Below are 15,572 nucleotides of genomic sequence, written 5' to 3' on the forward strand. Positions count from 1 at the left end.
CAAAATTTTTGTTGGGTTTTATTTTTTAAAACAGTTATCTATAAACCTCTTCTAAGCTTTCAATCTTACCATTTTCTACAGATCTTCTGAAAATTTCTGTTGCTTTAACATCTGCTATAGATTTTTTACCCATTGCCGCAACCAATTCTTTTGTTGCCAAAATGGTTTTTTCATGATAATTTTTTACACGAACATTCTTATCACCTACAACCAACGCTTTTACCAAATCGTCATCTTGGGTTGCAACACCTACTGGACACGTATCTAAATTACACTCTCTGGCTTGTATACAACCTAAACTTAACATAAAACTACGCGCCATTCCTATTGCATCAGCACCAAGTGCAAAATATTTTACAATATCGAAAGCATCAATGGCTTTACCACTAGCAATAATTTTAATTTGATGTCTAAGATTATACTTTTCTAATGTTTTATTTACAAAAGATAATCCGTCTAACAGTGGCGTTCCAACATAATTAGAAAACTCTAATGGCGCAGAACCTGTACCTCCTTCTCCTCCATCAACAGCTATAAAATCAGGATAATTATTAGCTTCAGAAAATGCTTTAATCATCTCTTCAATCTCTTCATTGTTACCAACACAAAACTTAACTCCAACAGGCTTTCCTTCGGATAAATCTCTTACTTTTTGCAAGAAAACAATCATTTCTTCAAAATTAGAAAAAGCCGAATGTCCTGGAGGAGAATCTACCTGTGTAAATGGAACAACACCTCTAATTTGTGCAATTTCTTCAGTGTTCTTTTTTGCAGGAAGAATTCCTCCATGTCCTGGTTTCGCTCCTTGAGAAAACTTAATTTCAATCATTTTTACTTCTGGACGGATTGCATTTTTCCTAAACGCTTCATCATCAAACAAACGCTTACCATTAATATCGTGTTTTCCTGCACCAAAATAACCTGTTCCTACTTGAAAAATTAAATCGCCACCTTGTAAATGGTATGGTGAAATTCCTCCTTCTCCAGTATTATGAGCAAATCCTGCCATTTTTGCTCCTTGATTTAAAGCCTTAATAGCATTTTTACTTAAGGAACCAAAAGACATTGCCGAAATATTAATAATAGAAGCATCATACTTTTGAGAACATTTATCGGAACCTATTAATACTCTTTCTCCAGTAACTTTATGATGATCTGTTGGGAATAAAGAATGTTTTACAAACTCATACCCTTTTGCATACACGTTATGCTGTGTTCCAAAGGGAATTGTATCTTTTTGCAGTTTTGCTCGTTGGTAAACAATAGATCTTTTTTCTCTGTTTATTGGCGTTCCATTTAAATTATCTTCAATAAAATATTGTTGAATTTTCTCTCTTTCATCTTCAAAAAGCCAACGTAATCTTGCAATTAAAGGAAATGATCTTAATAAAGAATGCTTATCTTGAAAAGCATCAAAAAGTGCAACTATAGTTAAAATTCCTGTAATTGATAGTAAAATAATATTACCAACATGTGGTAGAAAGTAAACTAAGACTCCGGAAGCTAAAGTTGCAGTTATTAAAATAGCAAGAATTGTATTTCTCATTTTATTGAATTTATTTGACGGATAAAAGTACAAAAATGCGTTCAAATTAAAGCCAAAAATTATTTGATAAGTTTAGCCCAGATTGAACGGCGTGTTTGAGCTCTCACGCTTTTTCAGCGTGAAGCGAGTAGTGAAAGCTGGAAATAGCTTCCATAAAAAAAGCCCTAACAGACGTTAGAGCTTTGAATAAATTGCAATCAAAAAAATTATTTTTTGAATTTTGCGTATCTTGTTTTGAACTTGTCAATACGACCAGCTGTATCTACTAATTTAGATTTACCAGTGTAAAATGGGTGAGAAGTTCTTGAAATCTCTAATTTAATTAATGGATATTCTGTACCCTCAACCTCTAAAGTTTCTTTAGTGTTTGCTGTAGATTTAGTTAAAAAAACATCTCCGTTAGACATGTCTTTAAACGCTACCATTCTATAATTTTCTGGATGTATACCTTTTTGCATCTTGTATAATTTTAATATCTTACTTTTGTATAAAACTGTTTAAATTGGTAAAATTAAAACGTTTTATTTATCAAAAACCTGCAATGGCTATTTGAGTGCGCAAATTTAACCCTTTTTTTGAATTTGCAAACAAATAAATTGTTTTATTTGTAGTGAAAATTATAATTATGTATAAATCTAAACTTTTATTGGTTGTTTTTACAGCAACTATCTTACTCTCAGCTTGTAAAAGCGGTTATAAATTTAAATTAACATCGCCTAAAAAAACTACACTTGGTAAAAGTGTAACTGTTTCTTTGGAAGAAATTAATGGAAATGCGGTAGATTCTATTCAGTTTTTTGTGAATAACAAGAAAATTGTTTCTAAAGGTGCTTCTGCAACTATTAATACTAAAGAATTTGGTGTTGGTAAACACGCTGTAACTGCTGTTGCTTTTTATCCTGAAAAAGCGAAAAAAATTAATAATACAATTGAAATTTTTGCCACAAAAGCACCTGATGTTTATTCTTACAAAATTGTAAACACGTTTCCGCATGACCAAAAAGCCTATACACAAGGTTTAGAGTTTAATAATGGTTTTTTATATGAGACAACTGGTAGAAAAGGACAGTCTTGGTTACGTAAAGTTGATTATAAAACAGGTGAAGTTCTACAGCAAGAAGACTTAAGCAGCACTTATTTTGGTGAAGGAATGACTATTTTTAATGATAAAATATTTTGGCTTACTTGGCAAGCTGGTAAAGGTTTTGTGTATGACGTAGATTCATTTAAACAAGAAAGAAGCTTTGAGTATTTTAACAGTAAAGAAGGTTGGGGTTTAACGCATAATGATACTGAATTAATTAAATCTGACGGAACTAATAGAATTTGGTTTTTAGACCCAGTAAATCAAAAAGAAAAGCGTTCTATCCAAGCTTACACAAACAAAGTTTCTTTACAGAGTTTAAACGAATTGGAATATATTAATGGTAAAATTTATGCGAATTACTGGCAAAAACCTTTAATTGCAATTATAAATCCAGAAAATGGAACTGTAGATGGAATTGTTGATCTTACTAATTTAGTAAAAGAAATGAAGAAGTCTCAAAAGTTAGATGCTGCTGATGATGTTTTAAACGGAATTGCTTTTGATGCAAAAAACAACAGAATGTTTGTTACCGGAAAACATTGGAGCAAATTATTTGAAATTGAATTGGTAAAAAAATAAGTCCATAATGGACGTTTTTTAATTATAAATGTCAGATGGAGCGCAGAAAGACCTTAATTAACCTCTCGACTGCGCTCTAGGAGATCGAAATGAAAAAATATGCGTAACTTTCTTATAGTATTACTTGTAATTATTCTTGCTTCTGTAACTTCTTGTAGAAAAGATTTTACAACCATACAAAGTTTTGGCAACTTAGAATTTTCTAAAGACACTGTTTTTTTAGACACTGTTTTCAGCAATATTGGTTCAGCAACATATAACTTAAAAGTATATAATAGAGGAAGCAAGGCAATTACAATTCCGTCAATTCAATTAGAAAACGGAATGGCTTCTAACTACCGTTTAAACGTAGACGGAATTTCAGGAGACACTTTTAACGACATAGACATTCTTGCAAACGATAGTATGTATGTTTTTATTGAAACTACAATCGATTTTAATGCAGTTCCAAATCCGCTGTACACCGATAAAATTTTATTTGATAACGGTAACAATCAACAAGATGTAGATTTGGTAACGTTGGTACAAGATGCGGTTTTTCTTTTTCCTGATAGAGATCCGATTTCTATGAAAATTGACAGTTTAACTTTAGATGGACAACCAACTACAATTAGAGGTCGATTTTTAGAAGATTCAGAATTAACGTTCACCAACGAAAAACCTTATGTAATTTATGGTTACATGGCAGTTCCTAACGGAAAAACAGCAACAATTGAAGCAGGTGCAAAACTTCATTTTCATGACAATTCTGGTTTCATTGTAGATAATGGTGCAACATTAAAAAGTAACGGAACATTAACCGAAAAAGTTGTTTTTGAAGGCGATAGATTAGAACATGCCTTTAGTAATATTCCTGGACAATGGGGAACACTTTGGATGCGCGCAGGAAGCAAAGAAAACGAATTACATAACACACAAATTAAAAACGGAATTATTGGTGTTTTGGTTGATAGTATTAACGGAACAAACCCTGTTTTAACATTAAAAGGCACAGAAATTTACAACAATTCTAACTACGGAATTCTTGCCAGAGAAACCAATATTTTAGGAGAAAACATTGTTATTGGCAACGCAGGCCAATCTTCTTTAGCGGCAACTATTGGCGGAACTTATAACTTTACACACAGCACATTTGCCAACTATTGGAGCAACAGTTTACGTCAATTACCTAGTGTTTTGGTAAATAATCATTTCACGTATTTAAATGCAAGCGGAGATGAAATTACCGAAACCAGAGATTTACACGCGGCAAACTTTACCAACTGTATTATTACAGGAAATAATAACATCGAATTTATTTTAGACAAGGTAGATGGAAGCGCTTTTAACTATTCTGCGACAAATAGTCTAATTCAGTTTGAAGATGTTGGTGGAACATTTACAAACAATACAGAAATGGATTTTACAAATTCCAATTACAACAATATAATTCTAAACGGATTCCCACATTTTAGAGATACTTCTAAAAACGATTTTATTATTGGTGAAAATTCCGATGCTATAAACGCAGCTGCTCCAAGTTCAATTTCAGAAGACATTTTAGGAGTTAGTAGAACTGTAAATCCAGCAATTGGTGCGTATCAAGATATTATTTTTTAGAAGCTATTTCCTGCTTTCCGTTATATCTTTTTATGCTGTAATGGTCAAGTTTTACTTTTTTGTAAACTGTGGCAATCTCATAATTAAAAAACAGATTGCTTCGTTATTTTTTTAGCATAAAAAGGATGCCACTTCAATCAGGGCTAAACTTATTTGCTAACTTAAGTTTGCTTTTGAGTTTCTTCAGAAATCAAACCTACAAATTCATTTTTCTTATCAACTGAAATAGCTAACGATTTTGCTTTCTTTTTAAAACCGTAAAAACTATCAAATTCAACTTCATCTTTTAAATGAATAATTACATTATGACCACCTAAATCATTTAATGGAGAAAAACTTACTATACTTTTGTCTTCAGGTAAATCTTTTGTACTGACCTCCACTCCTTCAATCAAATTAAAAGGTATAATTGCTTTGCTAAAAAAACCAAATTGTAATAAAACTTCCTTTGTTTCAACATCAACTTTAAAAGGCATTCTTACTAAAGATTTTACCAAAGCAAATATCTGCAACCCTGTATAAATACTTGTTCCAGTTAAAATCCAAGATAGTAATACATTCCAATCTTCTATTAATTTATGAATAGCAATTGTTTCTATAAAAACAATCAATATTAAAACAAGTAAAACTGAAACAAGCCCATTTTCTTTATAATTAGAAAACTCATTTTTTTTAAGATTTCGTTTTTTCCATAAAAAAAAACCATAATAAATAACAGCTACTTCAGTTGCTAACAAGGTTGCAATTTTGGAAGGAAAACTTTCTTTACAAGCAATTTTTACAGTATCAAAGAAATTTAGATTTGTAGTTTTAAGCTTTTTAAATTCTAGTGTAATTTTTCTAATTTTAATAAACAGAAAAGTTAAAACTCCTAACTCAATAATAGGAAAGAAATAAGTTTTAATTTGAGACAAAAGTGATTGTTGATTCTCTGGCAACATAAAACTTGCCGTTACCAAACCGATAAGAAATAAAGAAATAATAGTGATTTTTGGAATTTCTTTTTTTCTAATACTAAAAAAGTAAACTAACGGAATTGTAAACAACAAATCTAAAGTAATTCCTATAGAAAGTTCTTTAGGATACTTAGAAAACCAAGTTGATTTTGTCAATAAAAACATTAAAAAAATCATTAATAAGGGAATCCCAAAAACTATTAAATTACTTTTAACAGTAGTTATTTTAATCATAAGAAAACTGTTTTATGTTACACTACTTATTAGTAGTAAAACACTTTAATATGTTACAATTTTCATTGGTTTATTTCTCCTTATAAACAACTCCATTTTTCATTACAAAAACAACATTTTCCATGGTAGCAATATTCTTTGTAGGATCATCATTTACAGCAATAATATCAGCAAAAAAACCTTTTTTCACTTGACCAATTTCTGCTTCCATTTTTAACAACATGGCGTTTGTAATTGTTGCAGATTGCAATGTTTCCATTGCTGGCATACCAGCTTCAACCATATAACCAAATTCTTTTCCGTTGTTACCGTGTTTAAATACACCTGCATCGGTTCCAAAAGCAATTCCAACACCTTTTTTATACGCTTTTGCAAAAGTTCCTTGTATTTGTGGACCAACTGCCAATGCTTTTGGCACAACAATATCAGGGTAAAATCCTTTAACGGCAGCTTTTTCAGCCACTTCTTTTCCTGCAGTAATTGTTGGGACTAAATACGCGTCGTGTTTTTTCATTAACTCCATGGTTTTATCGCTCATGTAGGTTCCGTGTTCAATGGTTTTAACGCCACCAATAATTGCGCGTTGCATTCCTTCATCTCCATGCGCATGCGCAGCAACATGCATTCCGTAATCTTTTGCCATATCACAAATTGCTTTTACCTCTTCAATTGTAAATTGTGGATTGTCACCCGATTTTGCGACACTTAAAACGCCACCAGTTGCAGTTATTTTTATACAATCTGCTCCGTTTTTATAACGTTGTCTTACTGCTTTTTTTGCATCTTCAACAGAATTCACAACACCTTCTTTGGGTCCAGGGTTTCCAATAAGCACTCTACTACTTCCGTTTGTTGGGTCTGCATGACCTCCAGTTGTTGCCAACGATTTTCCTGCAGTAAAAACTCTTGGCCCAGGAATTTTACCCGCTTCAATTGCTTTTTTTATGGAAATATTTACGCCTGTTCCTCCTAAATCTCTAACCGTTGTAAATCCGTTTAACAACGTAGATTTTGCAAAACCTACTGAGTTATAAGCAACATCAGCTTCGTTTAATGTGTATTTATTAATCCTTGTTTTTTTATCGTATTCCATTTCAATATGAACGTGCATATCAATTAAACCAGGCATAACCACTTTATCTTTTAAGTCGATGGTTTTGTCAACCGCATTTCTTGGCATCACATAACCACTCATCACATCAATTATTTTGTTTTGATTGACAACAATGGTTTGTTCTGTTTTAATATTTCCAGATTTGGTGTCAATTAATTTTCCACATAAAATATAGGTGTTTTGAGATTGTGCATTACAAATCATCAATAGGAAACAAAAAATAAATGTTAGTTTTTTCATGAGTAAAAAATTTAGTTGAGTTGATAAAAGTAAGGATTTTTTAAGTAGCTTGCTTCTTTAAATTATAAGTACTTAATGAAAAATGTAGTTATTACTGGAACAAGTAGAGGAATTGGTTTTGAATTGGCTAAACAATTTGCCGAAGCAGGCAATAATGTATTGGCTTTATCAAGAAATACAAAACCTTTAGAAACTTTTAATCATAAAAACATCACCACAATTTCTGTAGATTTATCTAATAATTCTGATATTAAAAAAGCGGTAGATTTTATAAAAACTGAATGGAAACAGGTTGATATTTTAATAAACAACGCAGGTAAATTAGTTAACAAGCCGTTTACAGAATTAACTTCTGAAGATTTTTTAGACGTATATAAGGTGAATGTTTTTGCAGTGGCAGAATTGACAAAAAGCTTGATTCCGTTTTTCCAAAAAGGAAGTCATGTTGTTACCATAAGTTCTATGGGTGGAATTCAAGGAAGTTTAAAATTCCCAGGTTTAGCGGCTTATTCTTCTGCAAAAGGCGCAGTAATTACACTTTCTGAATTATTAGCCGAAGAATACAAAGAACAACAAATTGCATTTAATGTATTGGCTTTAGGAGCTGTACAAACCGAAATGCTAGAAGAAGCTTTCCCTGGTTATATAGCACCAATTTCTGCAACAGAAATGGCTGAATATATTTTCAATTTCGCTTTAACAGGGAATAAAGTGTATAACGGAAAAGTGCTGCAGGTTTCATCTACAAATCCTTAAAAAAATGAATATAAACTTTTGAAAGAAATACTTATAAAATATATTCCTGAAAAAGCAATTCCGTTAGTCGAATATTTAATTAACGAACATAACATCAATCTGAAAATTGTAAGTCAACGACAAACAAAACACGGTGATTTTAGAAAATTAGCCAACGGAAAAATGCAAATTACCGTTAATAACAACCTCAACGAATATCAGTTTTTATTAACGTTAATTCATGAAATTGCGCATCATGTTGCGCACGTTAAGTTTGGAAGGGTACAACCGCACGGAAAAGAATGGAAAACGGTTTTTCAGCATTTAATGTTACCTTTTTTACAGCCAGAAATTTACCCGAAGGAAATAGTTCCTTTTTTAGCAAAATATCTTAAAAACCCTAAAGCAAGTACTGATGCAGATGTTAAACTTTCGTTAGCATTACGCGGATTTAAGGCAGAAACAGGAAAGAACTTTATCTTTGAAATTCCTAATGGAAGTGTTTTTAAGTTTAAAAACAAATTGTACAAACGCGGTGCAAAAAGAAGAACTCGTTACGAGTGTTTGCAAATACAAACAAAACGCGTATATTTATTTAATCAAAATGTAGAAGTGGAATTATATGAAAGATAACTATTACGCAGTAATTATGGCTGGTGGCGTTGGCTCAAGATTTTGGCCTGTAAGCACACAAGAGTTTCCAAAGCAATTTCATGATATGCTTGGAACTGGACAAACATTAATTCAACGAACTTTTGAAAGAATTAACGAGTTAGTTCCTTCAAAAAATATTTTAATTGCAACCAATGCTCGTTACGAGGAATTGGTTTTAGATCAATTACCAAAAACAACAAAAAAGCAACTATTATTAGAACCTGCAATGCGTAATACCGCACCTTGTATTTTATATGCTGCTTTAAAAATACACGCACAAAATCCTGACGGAATAATGCTAGTTGCTCCTTCGGATCATTGGATTGATAATGAAAGTGAATTTACAAAAAACATAAAAACTTCTTTTGATGCTTGTGCTAAAGAAGATATTTTAATGACTTTAGGTATTCAGCCAGACAATCCAAATACAGGTTATGGTTATATTCAATTTGAAGGAAATTCAACTGAGATTAAAAAAGTGAAAAACTTTACAGAAAAACCAAATTTACCAACTGCAAAACAATTTTTAGCAAGTGGAGATTATCTTTGGAATGCGGGTATTTTTGTTTGGTCGGTTAAGAGTATTTTAAAGGCTTTTAAAAACTATTTACCCGAAATGGTTGACCTTTTAGATGACGGAAACAATGTTTACAATACAGATTTCGAAGACGATTTTATAAATAGTAATTATGTGAAATGTCAAAATATTTCTATTGACTTCGGAATTATGGAACATTCTAAAAACGTACATGTTTTACCTGTAGACTTTGGTTGGAACGATCTAGGAACTTGGGGTTCACTTTATAATAAATTAGAAAAAGACACTGCTAAAAACGCAAGCATTGGTGCACAAACTATTTTTAAGGATGCCAACGGAAACATGATTAGAACACAGTCTGGTAAACGTGTTGTAATTCAAGGATTGAGTAATTATATAGTTGTTGAAAAAGACGATGTATTACTTATTTGTCCGAAAGAAGACGAACAAGATATTAAGCAAATTTCACAAGAAGTAAAAGATACTTTTGGTGATGAATATGTATAAAAAAAGGCTTCCGAAATGGAAGCCTTTTTTTTTTATCTAATCTCTTTTAATAAAGAGAGTATCTAATTCCATTTCTTTCTGTAACCAAGTACGCAATTCTCTTTCTTTTGGACTTATAATACTATCTGGCAAACTTCTATTCCATTTTAAAGTTAGTACAGGAATCGTATCAATTTTAATAAAATCTTTCGATAATAAAACGTTTGCAAAACCAATTTCTTGAATACCGTTATATCTTATTTTAGCATCTTTTGCAATGCTACTAAACGCTACTACTTTTTGATTTTTATTTTGTGCGTTTAATTCAATCCTTTGATTTAAAGACGAAACTGTTCCTTGTAAATCTTCAATCTGTTTTTGTAACCCAGCAATTATATTTTTACTCTCTTGAAGTTCTTGACGCTTCTCTTTATACGCTGTAGTTATCATGTCAAAACTCTTAGTATCACTTCCTTTAATATTAAGTGTAAAATCTTTTATATGATTATATTTAGTATCACTTACTAGTTCATTTTCTAAATCATTTTTTGTGGCATCAGTAATTTCATTAAAAAAGTTTAAATCAATAGTTTTTGTCTCTAAATTAGGTTCAAATTCTATTAACTGTAAAGAAACATTTCCTTTTATTTCATTTTGAATAAAACTCTTAACCTCTTGATTCATTCTTGTTTCACTCAACAATGTTAAAAAAGTTAAAACCGCTGGTATCATGGCTATTAACCCAAAAAAAGCTGCCATTTGCGCTATTCTTTTTCTTTTTTGTGAATTAGCGTATTTTAACATAGGAAAACTTAATACTTTTAAAACTATAAAAGTAGAAAGCGCAATGAAGGTAGTATTGATTGTAAACAAATACATAGCTCCAAAAAAGAAGCTATAATTACCAATTGCTAATCCATAACCTGCAGTACATAAAGGTGGCATTAATGCAGTTGCAATTGCTACACCAAAAATAACTGAAGCTATTGTTCCTTTTTTTGTTCGTGCAACTATTAAAGCCAAACCTCCAAAAATTGCTATAAGTACATCAAGAATATTGGGCGATGTTCTAGCCTCTAATTCTGGTGTTAGTTCAGTAAGTGGAGATATCCAAAAATACAAATATGCTGTTAAAACACTTAGCACAACCATTACCAAAAGATTAATAAAAGAACTTTTTAGAGTATCAATATCATTAATTGCTAATGACATACCTATTCCTAAAATAGGCCCCATTAAAGGAGAAATTAACATGGCACCAATTACTACAGCAGTAGAACTTACATTTAAACCAATAGATGCTACAAATATTGCGAAAATAAGAATCCAAGCTGTGGCTCCTTTTAATGGAATATCATTTTTTATAGCTAAGATTGTTGCATCGTGATCCGTGTCATGCCTAAAGTCAAAAATATCTTTTATAAATTTCTTTATACTTTCAACTAAGCCAATAGCATCTTCCCTTACTTCTTGTTTAGATTGTTCTATTTCTAATTCTTTATTATTTTCTTCCATAAAAATACACTTATATAATGTTCGAAATATACAAAAAGAATTTCTAGTTATAAATGGATTTATTTTTATTAAAAATCTACAATAAAACCAAAACCTGGCAATAAATTTCCTTGAGAGTTTTCTACCTCTTCTAAGACATATTTTGAAGAATCATTTGGATCTACAACCTTATTTCCGTTTGCGTCTAAAACTGGAACCAAAAAGGCTTGTTGCACAGACTCTGAACCTAACGCATTCTGGATATCAATATAAAAATTAAGTGAAGTCTTCTTCCAATACCAAGTTTTATCAATTCTAAGATCTAATTGGGTAAAGGTGTCAAATCTTTCTGTATTTAATTTTGAGAAATCTAAAACCCCTTGATTATTTGCATCATAATTTTCAATAATTGCTGATTTTTCAAAGTCGTAAGGCGTATAAGGTCTACCTCCAACTAGTCTAAATTTTGCACCAATTTCCCAATTTCTATTTAATTTTTTCCCTCCAGTAAAAGTTAACAAATGCTTATTGTCCCAAGTTGAAGGAACATAGGTGTTATTAACATCCTTAAATTCACTTCTTACAAAAGTGTACGATAGAATTCCGTAAATACCATCAAAAGATTTTTTTTGAGCAAGCAACTCGAAACCGTAAGATCTACCTTGATTGTTAGAAATAACGGCTTCACTTCCAACAACACCAAAATCGTTTCCTAAATTAGCTAAACTCACTTGATCTTTTATTGAAAACGGATACTTATCATAACTTTTATAAAAACCTTCTAATGTGATTTTTGAATTATTTTCTGGTCTAAATTCCAATCCTGCAACTGTATGTGCTGAAGAAATATAGCTTGTTGTTGGCTGATTAACCAAAACATTATTATTGTCTCGATAGCCTAAAACTGTATAAGCTGGCAATTGATAATATTTTCCTAAAGATGCATTAACAAACCATTTATCTGACAAAGAATAAGAAGCCGAAACTCTTGGTGAAAATTGATTAAAAGGGTTTTTCATTTCTGAATTGTAGTTATTAGCATCTGCTCTCACTCCTACTGAAACTTGTAAATTTTCATTGAAAAAACCTTGAGAAGCTTGTGCAAAAACCGCATAACTAAACACAGAGAACTCAGAATCAAAATTAAATGTTTGTAATCCATTAGTATTTGCAAATCGTTGAAACGTTTTATTTTGATATTTGGCTTGTTGTAAACTAACACCAAAATTCAACTTTATACCGTTATTTAATCGCATATCATTTTCAAATCTGAATTTATTTTCAATCTCTTTTGAAGAATAATCTAATAACAAATCATTAGGATTGTTAGTATTATCAAAATATTTTACTGCATTATTTTTCCATTCATTTCTACTTAAAACATACGTTTGCGTACTATTTTCAGCATAATGTTTGTAGGAAGCACCAAAAGTATAATTCCATTGCGTTTGAATTGGAATTCTACTTAAAGAGTAGTTGTTCTTTTTTAATGTCTCTTCATCTGTAACACCATCATTAACTTCTTCATTTAATTCAAAATCATCAATTGCTGCAAGAGCAAAAACAGCAATTTCATCATTATTATCTAATTTAGATTTTACATTTAATTGAAAATCATTGTAAGTTGGTAAAAACGGCAATTTTATTAGTTTAAATAAGAACTGTAAGTAAGATTGACGCGCAGAAAACATTACACTAGTATTCTTCGATAATGGTCCTTGTAAGGTAATTCCTGCGTCAGAAGTACCAAGTGTTGCTCTTCCTTCAAATGAATTGAGGTTTCCTGTTTTCTGAGTAAACTCAATAACAGAACTTAAAGTATTTCCCCTATTTGCAGGAAATGCGCTTGAATAAAAATCTACTTTTCTAATTAAATCTGTATTAATAATTCCTACAGGACCTCCAGAAGCTCCTTGTGTTTGAAAGTGGTTTATTACTGGAACTTCAATTCCATCAACATAAAATTTATTTTCTGAAGTTGCGCCACCACGAATAATAATATCGTTTCTAAAACCTGGATTTGATGCAACTCCTGGTAAAGATTGAATTACTTTTAAAACATCTCTATTTCCTCCTGGATTTTTTTCTATTTCTGCAACTCCTAAGTTCTGTAAAGAAAGTGGACTTTCTACTTTTCTTTTGAATAACGAAGATTGAATTATTACCTCATCCAATTGAGAATTATCTTCCTCTAACGCTATTACTATAAAGGGTGTTTTATCTTGTGTAACTAAATAATCTTCTGAAACTACAGTAGAAAACCCTACAAAAGAAGCACGAATTTTAACATAACCCAAGGTTACGTTTTTTAATTCGAAAGAACCATTTTCATCTGTAATTGTTCCTTTCTGACTTCCTTCAATAATTACATTTACAAAAGGTAATACTTCTCTTGTTTGCTTATTGATAACACTACCCTTAACTACACCTATTTCTTGGGCAAAACTAGTTAATGAAAAAACTATTAGAATAATTAATAATACTACTTTCTTCATGTTATTTTTTTTCAAATATACGATTTTGTTTAACAAATAATTAAAAAACATAAACAAAAATATTTTTTAATTAAAAAAAGAGCTTAACTTTATCAGTTAAACTCTTTTTAGTGACCGGGCTGGGGCTCGAACCCAGGACCCTCTCCTTAAAAGGGAGATGCTCTACCAACTGAGCTACCAGGTCATTTTCCTTTTGCGCTTAGCGGGTGCAAATATATATTCTAATAATGGATTCTACAACAAAAAAATTAATTAATTTTCATTTAAATATGCTTCCCTTACTTTCTTAAATAAGTTAGAAGAATACACAAACTTTACAACTGCTTCATTATCAGTTTTAAAGATTTCCTCATTAGTACCTTCCCAAGCTTTTTTTCCATCCTTTAAAAAAATAATTTTTTCTCCAATTTCCATTACAGAATTCATATCATGCGTATTTATTACCGTAGTAATTTGATATTCGTCTGTAATTTCTTGAATTAAGTTATCTATTACAATAGCTGTATTGGGATCTAAACCAGAATTTGGCTCATCACAAAATAAATATTTAGGATTCATTACAATTGCTCTAGCAATTGCTACACGCTTTTGCATTCCTCCAGATAATTCTGCAGGGAATTTTTTATTAGAATTCTCTAGGTTAACACGCTTTAAAACAACGTTAACGCGCTCTAACATTTCTTTTTCAGATTGTTTTGTAAACATTTTTAAAGGAAACATTACATTTTCTTCAACTGTTTGAGAATCGAATAATGCAGACCCTTGAAAAACCATACCAATTTCTTGTCGCCATTGGCGTTGTTCTTCTATCGTAAATTCAGTATTAACTCTTCCGTCAAAAGAAATTGTACCTTCCTCTGGTGTATGTAAACCAATTAATGATTTTAAAAAAACTGTTTTACCAGAACCGCTCTGCCCAATTATTAAGCTTGTTTCTCCAGGGTGAAAAGAAGTTGTAATTCCTTTTAACACCTTTACATCTCCAAATCCTTTATGTAAATTTTTTACTTCTATCATATTATGTAAGCAAGAGTTGTGTTAAAATATAATTTGCAATTACTATTAATATTATGGTCCAAACCACAGATTGTGTACTCGCTTTACCGACTGCTATAGAGCCTCCTTTTACATAATAACCATGATAAGAAGGAACTGTAGCAATTAAGAATGCAAAAATTATAGTTTTAACAAATGCGTAAAAAACTAAAAATCCATCAAATTCTAATTGAACTCCATATATATAATCTACAGAAGAAAACATTCCTGAAACAAAACCTGCAAAATACCCACCTAAAATTCCTAAAAATATTGCTAAAATCAATAAAAAAGGATAGAAAAATAATGTGGCTATTACTTTAGGAAGTACTAAGTGATTTAATGAATTTATCCCCATTACTTCTAATGCATCTATTTGCTCTGTAACTCTCATAGCTCCAATACTCGATGTTATATAAGACCCTACTTTACCTGCTAGAATAATAGAACAAAAAGTAGGTGCAAACTCTAAAATTATAGAACGTTTAGTTGCAAAACCAATTAAGTATTTTGGGATAAATGGACTGTTAATATTTAATGCTGTTTGTAAAGCAATTACACCACCAATAAAAAAGGATATAAACATAATTATACCAAGAGATTTTAGACCTAACTCGTCTATCTCCCTAACAATTGCTTCGTAAAAAACACGGCCTCTTTGTGGTTTTTTAAACACCTGGCGTAACATAATAAAGTATTTACCAATATGTTCTATATAGTTCATTTGATTTATTTAATAACGCTAAAGTAATAAACTATTTGGTTTCTTTTATGATGATT

The 15,572-nt window shown here is 30.9% G+C and carries 13 protein-coding genes and 1 tRNA gene; 5 read left to right on the forward strand and 9 right to left on the reverse strand.

The window, feature by feature from the left end; translation table 11 throughout:
• Positions 1 to 34: 34 nt before the first annotated feature.
• Both L1S33_RS00215 and L1S33_RS00220 read right to left on the reverse strand, forming a co-directional pair.
• Entirely contained in the window at positions 35 to 1,546 is a 1,512-nt protein-coding gene (locus L1S33_RS00215) for an FMN-binding glutamate synthase family protein (protein ID WP_240551518.1), read from the reverse strand.
• A gap of 206 nt (positions 1,547 to 1,752) precedes the next feature.
• A complete protein-coding gene (locus tag L1S33_RS00220; protein ID WP_240560696.1) occupies positions 1,753 to 2,004 on the reverse strand; it encodes a type B 50S ribosomal protein L31 in 252 nt (83 codons plus the stop codon).
• A 167-nt stretch (positions 2,005 to 2,171) separates the two neighbouring features.
• Here L1S33_RS00220 and L1S33_RS00225 point away from each other — a divergent pair, with 167 nt between their 5' ends.
• Positions 2,172 to 3,212 carry a glutaminyl-peptide cyclotransferase gene (locus tag L1S33_RS00225; protein ID WP_240560697.1) on the forward strand — a complete coding sequence of 347 codons (1,041 nt, stop codon included), beginning with the start codon at positions 2,172 to 2,174 and terminating at the stop codon, positions 3,210 to 3,212.
• A 99-nt stretch (positions 3,213 to 3,311) separates the two neighbouring features.
• Positions 3,312 to 4,811 carry a hypothetical protein gene (locus tag L1S33_RS00230; protein WP_240560698.1) on the forward strand — a complete coding sequence of 500 codons (1,500 nt, stop codon included), beginning with the start codon at positions 3,312 to 3,314 and terminating at the stop codon, positions 4,809 to 4,811.
• A gap of 161 nt (positions 4,812 to 4,972) precedes the next feature.
• Here the strand turns inward: L1S33_RS00230 and L1S33_RS00235 are convergent, their stop codons facing one another.
• Positions 4,973 to 6,001 carry a hypothetical protein gene (locus L1S33_RS00235; protein ID WP_240560700.1) on the reverse strand — a complete coding sequence of 343 codons (1,029 nt, stop codon included), beginning with the start codon at positions 5,999 to 6,001 and terminating at the stop codon, positions 4,973 to 4,975.
• A 70-nt stretch (positions 6,002 to 6,071) separates the two neighbouring features.
• Positions 6,072 to 7,355 carry a metal-dependent hydrolase family protein gene (locus tag L1S33_RS00240; protein ID WP_240560710.1) on the reverse strand — a complete coding sequence of 428 codons (1,284 nt, stop codon included), beginning with the start codon at positions 7,353 to 7,355 and terminating at the stop codon, positions 6,072 to 6,074.
• Positions 7,356 to 7,430: 75 nt separating this feature from the next.
• Here L1S33_RS00240 and L1S33_RS00245 point away from each other — a divergent pair, with 75 nt between their 5' ends.
• From L1S33_RS00245 to L1S33_RS00255, 3 genes are read left to right on the forward strand one after another with little or no spacing between them, the layout of a single operon-like run.
• Positions 7,431 to 8,111: an SDR family NAD(P)-dependent oxidoreductase gene (locus L1S33_RS00245; protein ID WP_240560711.1), complete on the forward strand. Its 681-nt coding sequence runs from the start codon at positions 7,431 to 7,433 to the stop codon at positions 8,109 to 8,111.
• Between the two features lie 18 nt (positions 8,112 to 8,129).
• The gene (locus L1S33_RS00250; RefSeq protein ID WP_240551513.1) at positions 8,130 to 8,723 is read left to right on the forward strand and encodes a SprT-like domain-containing protein; all 594 of its coding nucleotides are present in this window, start codon (positions 8,130 to 8,132) and stop codon (positions 8,721 to 8,723) included.
• Positions 8,713 to 9,789, forward strand: a complete 1,077-nt coding sequence (locus tag L1S33_RS00255) for a mannose-1-phosphate guanylyltransferase (protein WP_240560712.1) — start codon at positions 8,713 to 8,715, stop codon at positions 9,787 to 9,789. The genes L1S33_RS00250 and L1S33_RS00255 overlap by 11 nt, the downstream gene beginning before the upstream one ends.
• Positions 9,790 to 9,825: 36 nt before the next feature.
• Here L1S33_RS00255 and L1S33_RS00260 read toward each other — a convergent pair whose 3' ends face one another.
• From L1S33_RS00260 to L1S33_RS00280, 5 genes are all read right to left on the reverse strand, one after another.
• On the reverse strand, positions 9,826 to 11,283 hold the full coding sequence (locus L1S33_RS00260; RefSeq protein WP_240551511.1) for a DUF389 domain-containing protein: 1,458 nt from the start codon (positions 11,281 to 11,283) through the stop codon (positions 9,826 to 9,828).
• A 68-nt stretch (positions 11,284 to 11,351) separates the two neighbouring features.
• Positions 11,352 to 13,757, reverse strand: a complete 2,406-nt coding sequence (locus tag L1S33_RS00265) for a TonB-dependent receptor (RefSeq protein ID WP_240560714.1) — start codon at positions 13,755 to 13,757, stop codon at positions 11,352 to 11,354.
• Between the two features lie 111 nt (positions 13,758 to 13,868).
• Positions 13,869 to 13,941: transfer RNA gene (locus L1S33_RS00270), tRNA-Lys, on the reverse strand.
• Between the two features lie 68 nt (positions 13,942 to 14,009).
• Positions 14,010 to 14,774, reverse strand: a complete 765-nt coding sequence (locus L1S33_RS00275; RefSeq protein ID WP_240560721.1) for an ABC transporter ATP-binding protein — start codon at positions 14,772 to 14,774, stop codon at positions 14,010 to 14,012.
• 1 nt (position 14,775) lies between these two features.
• Positions 14,776 to 15,516 (reverse strand): MlaE family ABC transporter permease, encoded by a 741-nt coding sequence (locus tag L1S33_RS00280; RefSeq protein WP_240560723.1) that lies wholly within the window; start codon positions 15,514 to 15,516, stop codon positions 14,776 to 14,778.
• Positions 15,517 to 15,572 lie beyond the last annotated feature (56 nt).

The organism is Tenacibaculum aquimarinum, assembly GCF_022478115.1.
Taxonomy (GTDB): Bacteria; Bacteroidota; Bacteroidia; order Flavobacteriales; family Flavobacteriaceae; genus Polaribacter; species Polaribacter aquimarinum_A.

Excerpts from the sequence above, each read along its gene's own strand:
- L1S33_RS00215 (WP_240551518.1), bottom strand. The coding sequence starts at position 1,546 with ATGAGAAATACAATTCTTGCTATTTTAATAACTGCAACTTTAGCTTCC.
- L1S33_RS00245 (WP_240560711.1), top strand. The coding sequence starts at position 7,431 with ATGAAAAATGTAGTTATTACTGGAACAAGTAGAGGAATTGGTTTTGAA.
- L1S33_RS00265 (WP_240560714.1), bottom strand. The coding sequence starts at position 13,757 with ATGAAGAAAGTAGTATTATTAATTATTCTAATAGTTTTTTCATTAACT.
- L1S33_RS00275 (WP_240560721.1), bottom strand. The coding sequence starts at position 14,774 with ATGATAGAAGTAAAAAATTTACATAAAGGATTTGGAGATGTAAAGGTG.
- L1S33_RS00225 (WP_240560697.1), top strand. The coding sequence starts at position 2,172 with ATGTATAAATCTAAACTTTTATTGGTTGTTTTTACAGCAACTATCTTA.
- L1S33_RS00240 (WP_240560710.1), bottom strand. The coding sequence starts at position 7,355 with ATGAAAAAACTAACATTTATTTTTTGTTTCCTATTGATGATTTGTAAT.
- L1S33_RS00220 (WP_240560696.1), bottom strand. The coding sequence starts at position 2,004 with ATGCAAAAAGGTATACATCCAGAAAATTATAGAATGGTAGCGTTTAAA.
- L1S33_RS00235 (WP_240560700.1), bottom strand. The coding sequence starts at position 6,001 with ATGATTAAAATAACTACTGTTAAAAGTAATTTAATAGTTTTTGGGATT.
- L1S33_RS00230 (WP_240560698.1), top strand. The coding sequence starts at position 3,312 with ATGCGTAACTTTCTTATAGTATTACTTGTAATTATTCTTGCTTCTGTA.
- L1S33_RS00280 (WP_240560723.1), bottom strand. The coding sequence starts at position 15,516 with ATGAACTATATAGAACATATTGGTAAATACTTTATTATGTTACGCCAG.
- L1S33_RS00260 (WP_240551511.1), bottom strand. The coding sequence starts at position 11,283 with ATGGAAGAAAATAATAAAGAATTAGAAATAGAACAATCTAAACAAGAA.
- L1S33_RS00255 (WP_240560712.1), top strand. The coding sequence starts at position 8,713 with ATGAAAGATAACTATTACGCAGTAATTATGGCTGGTGGCGTTGGCTCA.